The 16,838-nt window shown below is 60.4% G+C and carries 14 protein-coding genes and 1 pseudogene; 4 read left to right on the forward strand and 11 right to left on the reverse strand.

The genetic code is table 11. The features are described from left to right. Positions 1 to 98 precede the first annotated feature (98 nt). The 5 genes and pseudogenes from PMX60_RS04390 to PMX60_RS04410 all read right to left on the reverse strand — a co-directional run bounded on the left by PMX60_RS04390 (position 99) and on the right by PMX60_RS04410 (position 3,771). Positions 99 to 431: a PTS sugar transporter subunit IIA gene (locus PMX60_RS04390; RefSeq protein ID WP_199411192.1), complete on the reverse strand. Its 333-nt coding sequence runs from the start codon at positions 429 to 431 to the stop codon at positions 99 to 101. Positions 432 to 440: 9 nt separating this feature from the next. Further along, complete coding sequence (locus tag PMX60_RS04395; protein WP_035137700.1) at positions 441 to 743, reverse strand: PTS sugar transporter subunit IIB; 303 nt, start codon at positions 741 to 743, stop codon at positions 441 to 443. 162 nt (positions 744 to 905) lie between these two features. After that, positions 906 to 1,649, reverse strand: coding sequence for a PTS transporter subunit EIIC (locus PMX60_RS04400; RefSeq protein WP_271747029.1), 744 nt, complete (start codon positions 1,647 to 1,649; stop codon positions 906 to 908). Between the two features lie 94 nt (positions 1,650 to 1,743). Continuing rightward, positions 1,744 to 2,250: pseudogene (locus tag PMX60_RS04405) on the reverse strand (PTS sugar transporter subunit IIC); the annotation flags it as partial. Positions 2,251 to 2,370: 120 nt separating this feature from the next. Continuing rightward, positions 2,371 to 3,771, reverse strand: a complete 1,401-nt coding sequence (locus PMX60_RS04410) for a glycoside hydrolase family 1 protein (RefSeq protein WP_271747030.1) — start codon at positions 3,769 to 3,771, stop codon at positions 2,371 to 2,373. A gap of 304 nt (positions 3,772 to 4,075) precedes the next feature. Between PMX60_RS04410 and PMX60_RS04415 the strand changes: the two genes are divergently transcribed. Continuing rightward, entirely contained in the window at positions 4,076 to 4,795 is a 720-nt protein-coding gene (locus PMX60_RS04415; protein WP_195503574.1) for a GntR family transcriptional regulator, read from the forward strand. Between the two features lie 68 nt (positions 4,796 to 4,863). Continuing rightward, positions 4,864 to 5,802 carry a type I phosphomannose isomerase catalytic subunit gene (locus PMX60_RS04420; RefSeq protein ID WP_271747031.1) on the forward strand — a complete coding sequence of 313 codons (939 nt, stop codon included), beginning with the start codon at positions 4,864 to 4,866 and terminating at the stop codon, positions 5,800 to 5,802. A gap of 282 nt (positions 5,803 to 6,084) precedes the next feature. Here PMX60_RS04420 and PMX60_RS04425 read toward each other — a convergent pair whose 3' ends face one another. Both PMX60_RS04425 and PMX60_RS04430 read right to left on the reverse strand, forming a co-directional pair. Next, positions 6,085 to 8,985, reverse strand: a complete 2,901-nt coding sequence (locus PMX60_RS04425) for an ATP-dependent helicase (protein WP_271747032.1) — start codon at positions 8,983 to 8,985, stop codon at positions 6,085 to 6,087. A gap of 332 nt (positions 8,986 to 9,317) precedes the next feature. Then, positions 9,318 to 10,298 carry an undecaprenyl-diphosphate phosphatase gene (locus PMX60_RS04430; RefSeq protein WP_271747033.1) on the reverse strand — a complete coding sequence of 327 codons (981 nt, stop codon included), beginning with the start codon at positions 10,296 to 10,298 and terminating at the stop codon, positions 9,318 to 9,320. A gap of 247 nt (positions 10,299 to 10,545) precedes the next feature. Between PMX60_RS04430 and PMX60_RS04435 the strand changes: the two genes are divergently transcribed. After that, a complete protein-coding gene (locus PMX60_RS04435) occupies positions 10,546 to 10,983 on the forward strand; it encodes a universal stress protein (RefSeq protein ID WP_006235921.1) in 438 nt (145 codons plus the stop codon). 203 nt (positions 10,984 to 11,186) lie between these two features. Here PMX60_RS04435 and PMX60_RS04440 read toward each other — a convergent pair whose 3' ends face one another. The 4 genes from PMX60_RS04440 to purH all read right to left on the reverse strand — a co-directional run bounded on the left by PMX60_RS04440 (position 11,187) and on the right by purH (position 15,510). Continuing rightward, a complete protein-coding gene (locus PMX60_RS04440; RefSeq protein WP_271747034.1) occupies positions 11,187 to 12,230 on the reverse strand; it encodes a sensor histidine kinase in 1,044 nt (347 codons plus the stop codon). A 9-nt stretch (positions 12,231 to 12,239) separates the two neighbouring features. After that, the gene (locus tag PMX60_RS04445) at positions 12,240 to 12,911 is read right to left on the reverse strand and encodes a response regulator transcription factor (protein ID WP_215693267.1); all 672 of its coding nucleotides are present in this window, start codon (positions 12,909 to 12,911) and stop codon (positions 12,240 to 12,242) included. A gap of 178 nt (positions 12,912 to 13,089) precedes the next feature. Beyond that, a complete protein-coding gene (locus PMX60_RS04450) occupies positions 13,090 to 13,821 on the reverse strand; it encodes a hypothetical protein (RefSeq protein WP_271747035.1) in 732 nt (243 codons plus the stop codon). Between the two features lie 81 nt (positions 13,822 to 13,902). After that, positions 13,903 to 15,510 (reverse strand): bifunctional phosphoribosylaminoimidazolecarboxamide formyltransferase/IMP cyclohydrolase, encoded by a 1,608-nt coding sequence (purH, locus tag PMX60_RS04455; protein WP_055310400.1) that lies wholly within the window; start codon positions 15,508 to 15,510, stop codon positions 13,903 to 13,905. Between the two features lie 277 nt (positions 15,511 to 15,787). Here purH and PMX60_RS04460 point away from each other — a divergent pair, with 277 nt between their 5' ends. Continuing rightward, complete coding sequence (locus PMX60_RS04460; RefSeq protein ID WP_148332653.1) at positions 15,788 to 16,429, forward strand: GNAT family N-acetyltransferase; 642 nt, start codon at positions 15,788 to 15,790, stop codon at positions 16,427 to 16,429. Positions 16,430 to 16,838 lie beyond the last annotated feature (409 nt).

A 16,838-nucleotide genomic window follows, 5' to 3' on the forward strand; every position in this document is an offset into this window, starting at 1 on the left:
CCAAAAATAAAGGCGCCGGGAGGCGGAGGCTCCCGGCGCCCGTCAAAGGGACTATGTTGTCTATTGGACCTCACGGTCCGTCGCGGCGATAACGCCGATTAGGCCTTAAGTGCCTGCAACTGCTTGTGAATCTCGATGAGCTCCGTCGCCATGACGCGCATGGTCTCGGTGCCAGCCATCTGGTCCTCGGCATGCAGCAAAATCAACGGGGCCTCGCCGTTACGCTCGCCGTTGGCCTCCTTCTTCAGAAGCCCCATGTGAACATCGTGGCCACCGTTATAGGCCTCATCGCCCTGCTTGATAAGCTCCTCGGCGGCGTCAAAATCGCCCTCCTTGGCCTTTTGCACGGCATTGATGTACATGCTCTTGGCGGTACCGACGTAGCTGATGATCTCGAAGCAGGTCATCTGCAGTTCGTTCATATCCTCCATGCGGAGCACCTAGCCCATCACGCTGACGCAGTGGTCGATGATGCCGGCAGCATTCATGCGGCCGTAGTCGACCATGTTGATGACTTCGACCGGAAAACGACCGGCGGCTTCCTTCTCAAAATCGCCCTTGGTGTAGCCGATCTGCGGGCCAAGCAGCAACATGTCGCACTCGTCCAGGTGATCGTGGGCCTCGTTCATGGGACGAGCCTCGACCTCGATATCCAGACCACGGTTTGCAACCTCGGCCTGCATCTTCTGGACCAGCAGGCTCGTGGACATACCGGCATTGCAGCAGAGCATGATCTTCTTCATGGTTTCCTCCTTATAACTGCGCGGCGCGCAGACGACAACTGGTTGTATTCCTTGCGGCTATTGTGCCCACCCCCCCTGCATCTTTACACAAGGGAGAGAGCCGCGGGCACCGGCACCGCGTACCGGCGCCCGCAAAGGTAAAAGGGACGAACGTTAGGCGTTCTACTCGGCGAGAGCCTCCTGCTTGGCGATCGCCTTCTCGGAAATCTTCATAAAGGGCAGGTAGACAGCCATGCCAATGACAAGCTCGATAGCCTGCCACGCGCCGGCGCGCCAGTCAAAGCCCGTAGCGAGCAGGGCATTGATGACGGGAGGCATGGTCCAGGGCACCTGGGCGATGCAGGGGCTGATGATGCCTGCGCAGGTAAGGCCATAGGTGATGCCGATGAACAGGTCGGGAAGAAGGACGAACGGAATCATGAGTGGCAGGTTGTACACGATGGGGTAACCGTAGATAACCGGCTCGTTGATGTTAAACAGACCAGGCAGGATAGCCATCTTGGAAACGGTCTCGGAAGCCTTGTTCTTGGAGAACAGGAGCGTGTCGAGCAGAAGCATGAGGGTGCAGCCCGAGCCGCCGATGAGGGCGAAGCTGTTAACGATCTGCATGTTCATGTAGTGATCGGGCTGGATGGTGCCACCGGCGGCAAAGGTAGCCATGTTGTCGACGATGAGCATGGTCAGGATCGGCTCGACGGTAGCGCCAGAGATGGTGGACTGGTGAATACCGACGCAGAACAGCAGGTTGGCAAGGGTGTAGATGAGGATAACAGCCCACGGACCGGCATTCATGATGTTCTTGAGCGGGTTGGAGATGCACGTGGAGATGATGGTACACAGATCGGTGCCGGCGCACACGGCGAGCAGAGCTGCGGCAAGAGCGAAGATTGCGAGGTTGAGCAGCATCGGGATCATGACGTTGAAGGAGTTGGAGACCGCGGGGGGGCACGCCCTCGCCCAGCTTAACCTTGAGCTTCTCGACGCCAGAAATCTTGATGAAGAGCGAGACGGAAAGCAGGGCGATGATAATAGCCGAGAACAGACCGTTGGTGCCGGTGTTGGCAGTCGAAAGGGCGCCCGTGACCTCGGCGGAGGTGATCTTGTCGGTGAGCAGCGGGCTCGTGGCGGCAAGCGTGGCGGTGACCTGCTGCGGCATCATGATGACAAAAGCAGAGATGGCGACGACCACGCAAGCGAGCGGGTTATTGAAACGCTTGTTCTTAGCGAGGCTGTAGCCAATCAATCCGGCCAGGATAATGGCAGAGACGTTGAGGGTGCCCAGCGTAATTGCCGAACCCCACGTCTGAAGGTTGGCAAGGCCCGCCGCATCGAGCGGGAACAGGGGGAACACGACGTTGTTAATAAGAACCGCGATACCCGCAAGGATATAGAGCGGCGTGATGGTCGCGAAGGCGTCACGCAGGGAACGCAGGTGAACCTGGTTTCCCACCTTCGCAGAGACCTCGGCAAACTTGTCGAGGAAGCTCTTTCCGTTGTCACTGGCCATGATTGCTCCTAACTTTCAAATCCGGCCTTTTCCTATGCGCACGGTGGTCTGTCGCCCTCTGCCACCAGATGTGCCATGTGTTGCGCGCAGCGGCGCGCGGTCTGGGCGTTCGCCCGTTCGCTAATCAACCACGTGAGTCGTGGCGACCTGCTTGAGCCAAGCTGCCGACTTCTTAAGGCGGCGCTTGTAGCCGTCCATAAGGTCGACCTCGACAAAACCGTAACGGTTCTTAAAGGCATTCGCCCAAGACCAGTTATCGATGACGGCCCAATAATGGTATCCGCGGCACTTGGCGCCCTCGGCAATTGCCTTGGCCACCCACTCCAGGTGCTGACGTACAAAGTCGACGCGGTAGTCATCCTGGATGGTTCCTTCGGCGTCACGGTTCTTGTATTCGTCCATGATGCCGATGCCGTTCTCGGAAACGAACCACTCAAGATCGGGGTAGTTCTTAGCGCAGTCCATGCCAAAGTCGTAGAGGCCCTGCGGGTAGATCTCCCAGCCGCGGCTCTCGTTCATAACGGCGTCGGGCCACACATACTCGTCGGCAAAGTGCGGCAGGCCGTACTGGTCAATCTTGCTCGCCGGCGCCTGAACGCGCGTGGGGTGGTAGTAGTTGCAGCCGAGCCAGTCGACAACACCCTGCTTAAGAATCTCTTGGTCGCCGGCACGGAACGGGAGCTTAACGCCGCCCTCGGATAGGCTGTCGAGCACGTCGGCAGGAAGCTCGCCCTTGGTGATGAGGTCGAGCCACCAGCGGTTGTTGATGCCGCTGGTCATACGCACGGCCTCGAGGTCTGCCTCGCTGGGGTTCTCCTTGGTGTAGACCGGAGTAAAGCAGTTGATCATGCCGATCTTGGCATCGGCGCGAATAGCGCCCTCGTCATAGGCGCGACGATAGTTGGCCACGGCCAGCGCGTGCGCCAGCGAGATGTGATACTGCACGGTGCGGGCGCGGTTGAAGTCGTGGAGCTGCGGGAACCACACGCCCTCCTGATAGCGCTGCTCGGGCTCGACGATGGGCTCGTTAAAGGTGAACCAGTACTTAATCTCCTGGCCAAACTCGTGGAAGGCGACGTCGGCGTAATGTGCGTAAGCCTCGACAACCTCACGGCTCTCCCAGCCGCCACGGTTAAAAAGGTAGGTGGGCATGTCAAAGTGGTACAAGTTGACAAACGGCTCCAGGCCGGCTTCGCGAGAGGCGCGGAACAACTCGTGATACCACGCGGCGCCTTCCTCGTTGAGGTTGCCGTCGGCATCGAGCAGACGGCTCCACTGGATGGAAGTGCGATAGGTATCCAGGCCCAAGTCCTTCAAAATGCGAAGGTCTTCCTGGTACTTGGCCATAAAGTCATTGCCGGCGTAAGAGCCAACGCGGTTGTAGAACGAACCCAGATCCTGGATGGACCAGGTGTCCCACAGGTTCTCGAGCTTGCCGCCCTGGTTCCACTGACCCTCAGTCTGCGGGCCGGACATAGCAGCGCCAAAGAAGAAGTCGTTGGGCAGCTGATACTGTGCCATCAAAGTCCTCGCTTTCGTGTTCTAGAGCTTCCGGTTGGAGACGGGTTTGCTTTGGCAGGTTATCCGGCGCGGGCGCGCACCGGCCATACCGATATCCAACCCGCCAAAACAAAACCGTCCCCAAACGGTCGATCCTGTTGTGCGGAAGGATTCCGTTCGTTGCTTAAACTATAGCGCTCTGATTTTAAAAGTAAAGCGTCTTTTTCTTTTTTCTTTCTCGAACTTCTTAGATAAAAGTAATATGGATGCCCTGTTGAGGGTTATACTTACTTTTTGTATTCATATATGTCGGAAAGGAGGTTCCATGATTCCCAAATACGAGGCGATAGCTGCAGATATTCGTCGAAGTATCGAGGATGGCGCTCTTAAACCGGGCGACAAGCTTCCCACCGTCGTTGAGTTCTGCGAGCTCTATAGCGTTTCCAAAATCACCGTCAAACGAGCTATCGAGCAAATCACCGAGGAAGGTCTTATTACCAGCCGGCGCGGATCGGGTACCTACGTTAAGGACACGGCGGGACTTCCCGGCCAGGCGTTTTTCCAGGGCAAAAACGACCGTGCCCAGGGCTTTTCGTATGAGCACCGCGGGGAAAAGGTGACCTCGGTGGTCTACGATTTCTCGATTGTTAATCCACCAGCGGACATCGCAGCCCAGCTGGGAATTGCCGAGGATGACTTTGCCTATCACGTCGTGCGCGTGCGTCAGGCCGATGGGAAGCCCATCGTTATCGAGTACACCTACATGCCCCTCGAGCTGATTCCGGGGCTGAAAAAGAAGGACCTGTACGGATCGGTCTACCATTTCATCCGCGAGCAATGCGGGCTGAAAATTTCGAGCTTCCACCGTACCATTCGCGCCGTGGCAGCAACCGAGGAAGAAGCCGATCGCCTGGACACCAAACCTGGCTCTCCCCTGCTCGAGCTCACCCAGATTGGCTTTTTGGACAGCGGCGCCGCCTTTGAGTATTCGGTCTCGCGCAACGTTGGCGACCGCTTTGAGTTGCACAACGTAACGTTGGCATAGGTTTTTGTAGTCATCCGGGCGCTCGCTTTGAGCTGTTTTGTGCAGCGCCCGCACAACACAATGGGGGTATGAACATGTCCGATTTGATTAAGCTGACGCCGATCTTTCACGAGAAGATCTGGGGCGGCCGCCAGCTCGAAACCGTATTTGGTTACGACATTCCCGATGGTCCCATCGGTGAGTGCTGGGCCATCTCGGCCCACCCCAATGGCGACTGCCAGATTGCGGAGGGCCCGTATGCCGGTCACACGCTGTCGTGGCTGTGGGCCGAGCATCGCGAGCTCTTTGGCAACTGCGAGGGCAAGGAGTTCCCGCTACTCGTTAAGATTCTGGACGCCAAGGACGACCTTTCGATCCAGATTCACCCCAACGACGAGTACGCCGCCGAGCACGAGAACGGCAGCCTGGGCAAAACCGAGTGCTGGTATGTGCTGGACTGCGAGCCCGGCTCCACGATTATCGTCGGCCAGCGCGCGCATGACCGCGCCGAGGCCGCACAGATGATCGAGGACGGCCGCTGGAACGACATGCTCAACGTGCTGCCGATCCACAAGGGCGACTTTTTCCAGATTGATTCCGGCACCGTGCACGCCATCAAGACCGGCACGCTCATTTTGGAGACGCAGCAGTCGAGCGACGTGACATATCGCCTGTACGACTACGACCGTCCCGGCACCGATGGCAAGCTGCGCCCGCTGCACATTGAGCAGAGCCTCGACTGCATTGACTTTGATGCTCAGGCTCCGACCGACGGCACGGTGACCGCGCCCGAAGTCGATGGCGTGACCGAGCTCGAGTCTAACTCCTGCTACACCGTCGATCGTGTGCGCGTCGACGGCAGCAAGACCCTCGACCAGCGCTGGCCCTTCATGTGCCTGTCGGTCATCGACGGCGAAGGCACCGTCTGCGGCGACCCCGTCCACAAGGGAAGCCACCTGCTGGCCCCGAGCACCGTCAGCTCCATCGACCTCGAAGGCAAGATGGAACTGATCATCAGCCACCTGTAGGTCGCACCAACAACCCAAACGCAACAAGGGGCTCTCCCGTTCTTCAACGGGGGAGCCCCTTGCCATGTCTAAGTATTCAGCCAACCCGGCTCTCCAGATCAAAAAGCGGACGAGCAAGGCGACGTTCGCAAGCAACGTTACCTAAGGACCTGGGCGGGCGTATGGGGCAACATCGATCGCGAGTTCCGCACGCAAAGGAGGCCACTTAATGTGGCCTCCGTCTTGCGCAGGACTGCCCGAGCAGGCGATGTTGCCCCATACGCCCGCCCAGGTCCGCCGGGATCACGACAGCTTGACGATCGGTGCAAAGCCCTTCATTAGCTTTTTGGTCTGGCCGGTCTTTTCGAATTGAACCTCAATCATGTCTCCGGCGACCGAGATCACGGTACCCGTGCCAAAGGTCTTGTGGCTCACGGTATCGCCCGCGGCAAAGTCCTGCGATGCGCTGGCGCGATCGACCTTGCGCTCCACCGTCGGCGACACCTTGGACGACGGCTTTTTGGCTCGCGGCGCGCCCGAACCAAAGGTCGAGGCAACACGGCCGGCATTGGGCGAGACCCCACGATGGCGTTCGGTCCCGTAGCTGCTGCCGCCAAAGAAATCGTCAAAGCTCGATCCGCCGCGCGAACCGGAACCGCCGGTCGAGCGCGTATGCGAGCCGAACACCTTGCCGCCATACATATCCGAGCCCATGCCCGAGCCAAAGGTGCCGTGACGGTCGCCGCGCTTCTCCCAGCCCGTGCCTTCAAAGCCGGCAGAGCCGATACCGCTAAACTCGATATCCTCAAACGGAATCTCGTTGAGGAAGCGCGAACGCGGGTTGGCAGAGGTCGAGCCGTAGGTGCGACGCGTGGCCGCATAGGTCAAGAACAGGCGCTTACGGGCGCGCGTGATGGCGACGTAGGCCAGGCGACGCTCCTCCTCGAGCTTACCCGGGTCATCGCTGCCGCCAAAGTCGTGCACGTGCGGGAAGATACCCTCCTCCATGCCGGCCACGAACACCGCCGGGAACTCCAGGCCCTTGGCGGAGTGGATGGTCATCATGGTAATGGCATGCGTCTCGCCGGCCAGAGAATCCAAGTCGGAGCGCAGGGCCAGCCACTCCATGAGCGCCGGCAGCGCCTTACAGGTGAGCGGACCGTAGGTGCGCTCGATCTCGTCGGCATGCACGGCACCCGCCGGCATCTCCGTCGACGCGGCATATGCGTTGCCCGCGATGGCGGCGGCCAGAGCATCCTGCGGCGAGAGCGCCGGGGCGGCTAGGCTATCGAGCGGATTGGAACCTGCGGCATCGCGCGCGCCGACCAGCGCCTCAAACGAGGACGCGGGCGCGGACGGTCCCGGCTCGGGCGCAGGCGCGCTCACCACAACGGGCTCGGGCTCAGCGTCGGCAGGCACATCGGCAACGCCAGCCGCGCGCAGCTCTTCCAAGCTCTCAAGCGTACCCTCGATATCCTCGTGTGTCTCTTCAAATTCGGCCGCAACGCCCAGGAATTCCTGGATGTTCTCGGCGCGGCTCTCGGACTCCATGGTGCCCTCGGCGCGGAAAGCCTGCAGCAGGCCCGTCTTGTCGACAATCATCTCGACGACGTCCTTGAGCTCGCCATCCATGCGACGGCCCTCGCGCACCAGCGACACAAAGCTCGACAGGCCATTGCGCACCTTGGCGCTAAACATGCCGGTTTCGGCGCACGCGATCTCGCAGGCCTGGAAGAACGAGCAGCGGTTGTCGCGCGCCAGCTGCTCAATTTTTTGAATCGAGGTGGAACCGATGCCGCGGCGAGGTGTGTTGATGACGCGCTTGACGCTCATCTCGTCAGCCGGGTTCACGATCATCTTGAGGTAGGCCATGACGTCGCGGATCTCGGCACGGTCGAAGAACCGCGTGCCGCCCACGATCTTGTAGGGCACGCCCGCGCGCAGGAACATATCTTCGAGAATGCGCGACTGGGCGTTGGTACGATAGAACACGGCGATATCGTCGTAGCTCGTGCCCTTGGAGTGCAGCTTCTCGATCTCGCCGGCAATCCAGCGGCCCTCGTCGCGCTCGTCGCTTGCCTGGAAGGCCTGGATCTTCTCGCCATCGCCCTCGGCCGTAAACAGGCGCTTGTCCTTGCGCTGCGAGTTATGGCGCACCACGGCGTTGGCGGCACTCAGGATATGACCAGTAGAGCGGTAGTTCTGCTCCAGCTTAACGGTCTTGCAGTCTTTAAAGTCCTTCTCAAAGTCCAGGATATTGGTGATGTCGGCACCACGCCAGCTATAAATGGACTGGTCGTCGTCGCCCACGACCATGAGGTTTTGGTACTTGGCGGCCAGCAGGTTGGCGATCTCGTACTGGACGTGGTTGGTGTCCTGATACTCGTCGACGCTAATGTAGCGGAAGCGCTCTTGGTACTTATCGAGCACCTCGGGGCGGGTGCGCAGCAGCTCGAGCGTGCGCACGAGCAGGTCGTCGAAGTCCATCGCGTTGGCGGCGCGCAGGCGGCGTTCCAGCTCCAAGTAGACCTGCGCGGCCTTTTTGTCGTTGGGGCTGTCGGCGGATTTGAGCATGTCCTCGGGGCCGATCATGGCGTTTTTGGCCGAACTGATCTTGCTGCGGATCATGTTGATGGGGAACTGCTTTTGCTCGATGCCGAGCGCCTGCATAATGTCACGCACCATGCGCTTTGAGTCATCGTCATCGTAGATGGTGAACTGGCCGGTGTAGCCCAGCAGGTCGGCGTCCTCGCGCAGCATGCGCACGCACATAGCATGGAAGGTGCACACCCACATGCCGCGGGTACCGCTGGGGATGAGTGCCGCCAGACGCTCGCGCATCTCGGCCGCGGCCTTGTTGGTAAACGTGATGGCAAGGATCTGCCAGGGCTTAACGCCCAGGTCGCCGAGCATATGTGCGATGCGAAAGGTCAAGACGCGGGTCTTGCCCGAGCCGGCGCCGGCAAGGACCAGCAACGGACCCTCGGTGGTCAGGACCGCCTCGCGCTGGGCGGGATTAAGGCTGTCGAGGTCGACGAGCGGCTTGGCGGGTTTGGGTGCCGGCGCGGGAGCGTCGTAGATGTCGAGCGGAACGAGCTCGGGCTCCGGCGCAGCGGGGGCGGTGTATGCATTGAGCGGCACGGGTCCCGGCGTGGGCGGCACGGGTACCGCGGCGTTCTTTTCCCAGGGCAAGGGCTGGGTCATGGGCGACTCCTCATCTGACGGACGGCGCGCCTGCGGGCGGCGCCATAGTTTGAGCCGTACCAGTATACCGAGCCGCGCGGACACCGACGCAAATCACACCACGACTCCGTCCGCCACAATCGGGCCCGCCCAGCGGATTTGGCGCAATGGGGTCAGGTTACTTTGCACCAATCTATTGACAATCACGAAACCACCGATGTCATGGCAGCAGCAGCGAGCGACGGTCAGGGCGAACAAATTGGCATGAAAAGGGGGCGGCATAGACCTTTTGGTCATGCCGCCCCCTTTGAATGACAAGTTGTCGCCCTGACCGCCGCGCAGCGTCGACTAAGTTAGAGGCCGAGCATCGGCTCCAAGACGAAGAAGTACGCAAGCACCACGATGCCCAGAACGATGCGGTAGACGCCGAAGCACTTGAAGTCGTGACGGCGGACGAAGCCCATGAGCCACTTGATAGCGATGAGCGAAACCACAAAGGCCACAACGCAGCCCACGCCCAGGATGGCGACCTCGTTGGCACCGAACGTACCGCCCTTGATGAAATACTTGACCAGCTTGAGCGCACTCGCGCCAAACATGACAGGGATGGCCAGGAAGAACGTAAACTTGGACGCCACCGAACGCGTGCAGCCCAAAAGCAGGCCGCCGATGATGGTGGAACCGGAGCGCGACGTGCCCGGAATCAGCGAGAGCACCTGGAAGCATCCGATGCCCAGTGCGGTCTTCCAACTCAGGTCCTCGAGCGTGGTGATGGAACCAAAGTCCAGATCCTCGTCATCGTCCTCATCCTCAGCGGTAGCCGCGGCGGGCGCCGCAAAGTGCGCACCGGCGGGACGTCCACCCGACACCACAGCACGCGAACCAAACGAACCGGCAACGGCCATTTCCTCGCGCTTGCTCGCGCGCCAGTTCTCGATCACGATAAACAGCACGCCGTACACAATGAGCGCCAGCGCCACGACGGGAGCATTGTAGAAATGCTCCTCCATCCAGTCGTTAAGCGGCAGACCGATCGCCGCGGCGGGAATGCAGCCGAGCACAATCTTGCCCCACAGCACCCAGGTGTCGCGACGGCCCTCCTTGCCCTTGCTGGGCGAGAACGGATTGAGCTCATGGAAGAACAGCACACAGACGGCCAGAATGGCGCCGAGCTGAATCACGACCAGGAACATATTCCAGAACGTCTCGCTCACGTTCATCTTGACGAACTCGTCCACCAAGATCATGTGACCGGTCGACGAAACAGGCAGCCATTCGGTGATGCCCTCGACCAGGCCCATGAAGGCAGATTTTAGAAGCTCGATAATATCCAAAGGGACCCCCTCGTTAGACACCCGCCGATATTGTTCTGCGGACGGTGCGGGCGATGTCCCATTATCAACCGTTCGGGCGCGTCTACGCCTACCCTTACCAAAAAACTCGCCCGTTCACAGAATTGCGAGTGGTCAAACCCAAATCCTTGGGTATAACTGCAACAAGATAAAGTGTCCGGCGGCCAACGCGCCCGCGCCCGCCCGATGCACGAGCCCCGCGCCCGTGCGATAGACCAAGGAGGAAACCATGAACGAGGGCTACACCAAGGTATTTGTTTCACTCGACGGTACTGAGCAGCAGGATTTTGTGCTCGCACGCGCCATCAAGGTCGCCGCGAACAACGGCGCCAAGCTAATCATCGGCCACGTTATCGATTCCACGGCGCTCGAGAGCGCCGGTTCCTATCCGGTCGATCTGGTCAACGGCCTAGAGGAGGCATTTAAGAACTCCATCGCCAAGCAGCTCGAAGAGGCCAAGGCCAATCCCGATATTCCCGAGGTCGAGGTCATGATTCGCGCCGGCCGTATTCGCGAGACGCTCAAGGACGAGATGCTCGACGTGGTTAAGCCCGACCTGGTGCTCTGCGGCGCCCGCGGCCTGTCCTCGATCAAGTATGCGCTGCTGGGTTCGATTTCGACGTTCCTGCTGCGCAACACGGACTGCGACATTTTGGTCGTAAAGTAGCGTTGCTCCCACCGGCCGCGGGGCCTGCGGGGTTTCCACGGGCACGTCCTCGCCGCGTTGCGGCTGCGGGATGTGCCCTTAGGAAACCCCTCCCGGCCCCGCGGCCTTCGCAGCCTTACTTCAACGAGTTATCTGATGGAAAAATGGCGTGCCGCCCCGTTTGGGGCGGCACATTTTGTTTGGACGGGCGTTTGCCGTGTGCGTTACTCGAAGTATTGGAACTTGTTGGTTGAGAAGGCGAATGTTACGACGAAGCCTTTGCCGGAGTCGGATGCCGCGGTGACGTCGATGCCCATCTTGGAGCACAGGCGCGCCACCAGGTAGAGGCCGATGCCCGTTGCGCGCTTGGTGGTGCGGCCGTTGTCGCCGGTAAAGCCCTTCTCGAACACGCGCGGCAGGTCTGCCGCACACACGCCGCAGCCGTTGTCCGCGACGGTAAGCTCGATGCGCTCGCTCGCCAGACCCTCGTCCAGCAACGCACCCGAAAACACGATCTTTGCGCCGTCCTCACGCGCATATTTAATGCTGTTCTGAATGAGCTGGCCCAGAATAAACTCGAGCCATTTCTCGTCGGTAAAGACCTCAAAGTCGAGGTTCTCGCACACCGGAGCCACGTGCGCCGCGATAAGCTCGCGCGCGTTGGCTTTAATCGCGCCCGTCACCAAGGTCTTGAGATCCCAGCGGCGAATCAGGTAGTCGCGCTCCACGACTTCCGAGCGCGCATAGTACAGAGCTTGGTCGATATAGCGCTCCACGCGGGCAAGCTCGCGTGCCAGATCGTCCACGCGCGACAGGTCGTCTTCGCTACCGTCCAGGTTTTCCAAAATCAGATGGGCCGCCGCCAGGGGCAGCTTGGCCTCGTGGACCCAGCTCTCGATATAGTCGCGATAGTCATCGGTCTGACGCCGGCCTTCGGCAACCTCGTCGCAGGCGGCTTTGCCCACCCGGCGCAAGACCTCGTACTCGAGCTCGCCCTCGGCATAGGTCGGGCATTGCACCATCTCCTGCACCCATGCGGGACTCTCGAGCTCCTCTGCCGCACGCTCCAGCTGGCGCAGAAAACGACGACGGCGCGCGTATTCGATCACGATGCCGAGCATGCCAAAGATAAAGGACACGCCGACCGCCACGACCACGATAGAGACGGGTGCACCGGCGACCGTCAGCACAAAGCAGCTCAGCAGCACGCCGCACGTCCACACGGCGACGGGAAGCAGCGCGTCTTTAAAGAACTTGCCAAACGACATAGCCGGCCCCTAGACCGAATAGCCTTGGCCGCGGTGCGTTGTCAAATACCCCTTGATGCCGATTTTTTCGAGCGTGGTGCGCAGGCGGTTGATGTTGACGGTGAGCGTATTGTCGTCCACGAAGGCGTCGGAGTCCCACAGGTCCTGCATGATGGCCGAGCGCGAAACAATCTTGCCCGCGCGGCTCAGAAGCAGTGAGAGGATACGCAGCTCGTTTTTGGTGAGCTCGGTGCTAGTGCCGGTTTGCGTGTTGGTAACCATGGAGCGGGCGAGGTCGAGCTCCAGCCCCTTGTGGACAAGTGTGCTGCGCTCGCCTGCCGCCGCGGTGCGACGCAGCAGTGCGTTGATGCGCGCCACGAGCACACGGGCGCTGTAGGGCTTGGGAACAAAGTCGTCCGCGCCGAGCGTCATGGCCATGACCTCGTCGATCTCGGTCGTGCGCGACGTGAGGACGATAATGGGAACCTCGGATTCGCGGCGAACCTCGTGGCAGATATGCTGGCCGTCCTTGACGGGAAGTGTGAGGTCGAGCAGCACCAGGTCGGGCGCGGCGGCGAGAATATCGCGCGAGACATGCTCAAACGATTCGCAGGCCTCGATTTCAAACCCGGCGCGGGCAAGGATGTCGATAAGCTCACGACGAATGGGCTCGTCGTCCTCAACGACATAGATCAGCGCCATGGATTCCGCTCCCCTCTTGGTTGTCTTGCCCCATTATGACCGCGGAGCCGCAGGTGCGCGCCTCGCGCGGCACCAAGGTGACAGAACTGTTCGCAAGCGGGGGCGTTTTGTCCGCCTCACGCTCGCGACGGAAACGGAGACCAAAATGAGTTTTTAATCCCCGTCCCAGAAAAATCATTTAGCGGCGGGCGCGGAGCTTTTCGTAGCCGTCGGCAAAGAAGGCGACCGTGGCGGCGTCGGCCTCCGCAGCGTCCGTCTCGGTTGCGGGAACCACGCCGTGCTCGTCGCTCACCAGGAACAGCGCGCCCTTGAGCTGCGCGGGAATGTCTACGCGCGTGACCGGGATGCCCTTGGTCTGGGCCAGCTGCTCAATGAGCGTCGCCGTGCCGCACAGGCACTCGTCCGCCGGCGCCACAAAGGCAAGCTCGCCGTTACCGACGGCGGCGAGCAGCTCGGGCGCCACGCCGGTCTCGTCGGCCTCGGAGCGGGCCTCGGCGGAGCGGGCACGTAGCGCCTTAGCCGACGTATCGGTTAGCGGCTCGTACTCCCCCACCGTCATGGCGGCGTTGCCGTTAACGTCGATCACCAGCATGAGCACGCCATCGTGCGCGGTATAGTCGCCCTCGGCTAGCGACCACTCAACGTGCTGCTTGGCCCAGCTGAGCATGTTATGGGTAAGCGGCTCGCCCTGCACCAAGCGCTCGGACAGTGCGCGAATGTGGCGGTTGAGCATGGGCACCTTTTTATTGGACATGCGCCAACGGCAGACAAGCGCGGGCTTGTCGAGCGTAAACTTCTCGACCGCCTCCTGATTGGCGCAAAAGTCCTCGTACGCACGCTGATCCTCGGCATTGCCAAACAGCTCGGCATCATCAATCTGGGGCATGGTCATACCTTTCGTGTTAGTCATTCCGTCCTCTTATACCAAAAAGACGGCCCTCCAAACGGAGCGACCGTCTTTTGCAGAGATTATTTTGTCCCGGGGCGAAACTTAGTGACGGAAATGCCTGGCCCCCGTGAAGACCATCGCAATACCATGCTCGTTGCAAGCCTGGATGCTCTCGTCGTCGCGCTTGGAGCCGCCGGGCTGGATGATGCAGGTCACGCCGTGTGCAGCAAGCACGTCGACGTTGTCGCGGAACGGGAAGAACGCGTCGCTTGCACAGGCAAAGCCGCCCTTCTCCACGCCCTCGCGCTCGCAGAAGTCCTCGGCGCGCTCGCAGGCAAGCAGCGCAGAGTCAACGCGGTTAGGCTGACCCGGGCCCATGCCAATGCCGGCCTTGCCCTTGGAGACCAGGATGGCGTTGGACTTAACGCCCTTGCAGACCTTCCAGGCAAACTCGAGCTCGGCCATCTCGGCGTCGGTGGGCTTGCGGTCGGTGGGGAACGTAAAGGTCGCGGGATCCTCGGTCACGTGGTCGACTTCCTGCACCAGCATGCCGCCGTCGATGGAGCGCAGCTCCACCTGGGCGCCGTGGTCCACGCCGCCGGTGGCCAGCACGCGCAGGTTGGGGCGCTTGGCCATGCGCTCGAGCGCCTCGTCGGTGTAGCTCGGGGCGATGATGACCTCGACGAACTGCTTGTTCTGATCGGCAAAGTGCTCGACCAGCTCATAGGGAACCTCGCGGTTGCAGGCGATGATGCCGCCAAAGGCACTCTTGGGATCGCAGGCAAAAGCGCGGTCGTAGGCGGCCGTGATGTCCTCGGCAACGGCAGAACCGCAGGGGTTCTGGTGCTTGAGGATCACGCAGGCCGGCTCGTCGAACTCGCGGACCAGGTTCCAAGCGGCATCGGCATCCAGATAGTTGTTGTAGCTGAGCGGCTTGCCCTGGATCTGCTCGGAGCCAACGAGCGGGAACTGCGAGCTCGCGGTGTTCTCGCAGCCCTCGGCAAAGCGGTAGACCGTAGCCTTCTGCTGAGGATTCTCGCCATAGCGCAGGTCGTCGACCTTCTCCAACGAGATCTCGAGCTTGGCAGAGGTATCCGCCACGTCGCTTGCCTGGGCGGCAAGCCAACGGGAGATAGCCGTGTCGTAGGCGGCGGTGGTCTGGTAGACCTTCACCTGCAGGCGACGACGGGTGGAAAGCGTGGTGCAGCCACCGGTCTCGTGCATCTCGGCCAGGACGGCATCATAGTCGGCAGGGTCGGAAATGACGGTAACGCTCGTGGCGTTCTTGGCGGCAGAACGCAGCATGGAGGGGCCACCGATGTCGATGTGCTCGATGGCGTCCGCAAAGGTGACCTCGGGGTTGGCAACGGTCTTCTCGAACTCGTACAGGTTGACGACGACCAGGTCGATCAGCTTAATGCCGTGCTGAGCGGCCTCCTGCATGTGCTGCTCGGAATCGCGGCGGGCCAGCAGCGCGCCGTGAACCTTGGGGTGCAGGGTCTTAACGCGGCCGTCCATCATCTCGGGATAGCCCGTGAACTCCTCGATGGGGGTTACGGGAACGCCCGCGTCCTCGATGGCACGAGCCGTGCCGCCCGTAGAGATGATCTCGACGCCAAAGTCATCGACCAGCGTCCGTGCGAAATCGACGACACCCGTTTTATCGGTAACCGAGATCAACGCGCGTGCGATCTTCACATCAGATCCCATACAGTCCTCCTGTCTGGTACGCCGCCGTGCTCTGTGAGTCGGTGATACGTCGATCTGCAGCGCTCGCGCAGCGGCATTGAAAATACTGATTTAATGTAGCGCATCGAGCGCATCGATGCATCCCGCAACGGGCGCATATGCAGAAAAAGTTTGCGAGCGGAGGGGATGGGCACGGCACCGGGCACGGTGAGTTCATGGAACACAGGGGCACCATAATTTGATGCCAATGGCGTGGTAGAACTGTGCTCGATATGCATCCGCAAAAGAAAGAGGCACCATGGTCTCGCGGGTTCTCTACCGACCGTTTGATACCGAAGACTTCGACGCCATCGCGCTGATTCTGCAGCAACTTTGGCATAACAATTCGGATAACGATGAGTACAACCGCCTTGAAGCCGCATGCGACCTCGCCTATTGCCTTTCGTCATCGACGTTTTCGCAGGTAGCGGTGATTGACGGCGAGGCGCGCGGCATTGCACTTGCACGCGCAGGACAGAACTCCGGCGTCACTATCAACGAACATTGGATGGATACCGAACGCGCGCTGCTATCGCAGATGCGTGAGCTGGAGCCTGATGCCTGCGCCGAGTATCTCTCGTTTGTGCGTGCAACCATCCGAACCAACAACCGCCTGCTCGAAAGCAGCCCGTTGCCGCACGACAACGAGGTCACGCTGCTTGCCGTGGATCGCGATGTCCATGGCCTGGGCGTTGGCACGGTTCTGCTCGACGCCGCGGTCTCGCACCTGTCCTCGCTTGGAGCGACGAGGGCGCACCTGTACACCGACTCCAACTGCTCGTGGAAGTTCTACGAGCTGCACGGCTTTAAGCGCACGGCCACGCACCGCGCCAACCGCGAAGAGCGCCGTCACGACATGCCGCGCGAAAGTTTCCTCTACGAACTCGACCTAACAGCCTAAACCTGTCACTTAGGGACGCTCCTTTTGTGCCGGCACCCCGGGACACTCCTTGGCGGCGGCAGAAGGACTAGTCGTTGGGGACAGTCTTGATCAAAACGACCGACAAAGCCCTTCTTAAGGTCGCTATCTGAGGGGTTACAAATGGCTGTGGACAAAAAACATCAAATATGAGTACTGTTACCTTTTTAGTAGCAGCGCAATTCGGCTTTTTCGGGTCTCTTAGACGTCTCGACGCGTTGGATGAACTAACGTATCTCCCCAAATGTACAATAAAATGGACTCCTAACGAGAAATAATCTCGTTCGGGAGTCCATTTTTAATACAAACAAATGTGACAATCTAGGCAACAGTACTCATATTTGGCATTTTTTGCCCACTGCCCCTTGCGCGAAGGTCCGCAGCGGAAAGC

It is taken from the genome of Collinsella aerofaciens (genome assembly GCF_028206995.1).
Lineage (GTDB): Bacteria > Actinomycetota > Coriobacteriia > Coriobacteriales > Coriobacteriaceae > Collinsella > Collinsella aerofaciens_AQ.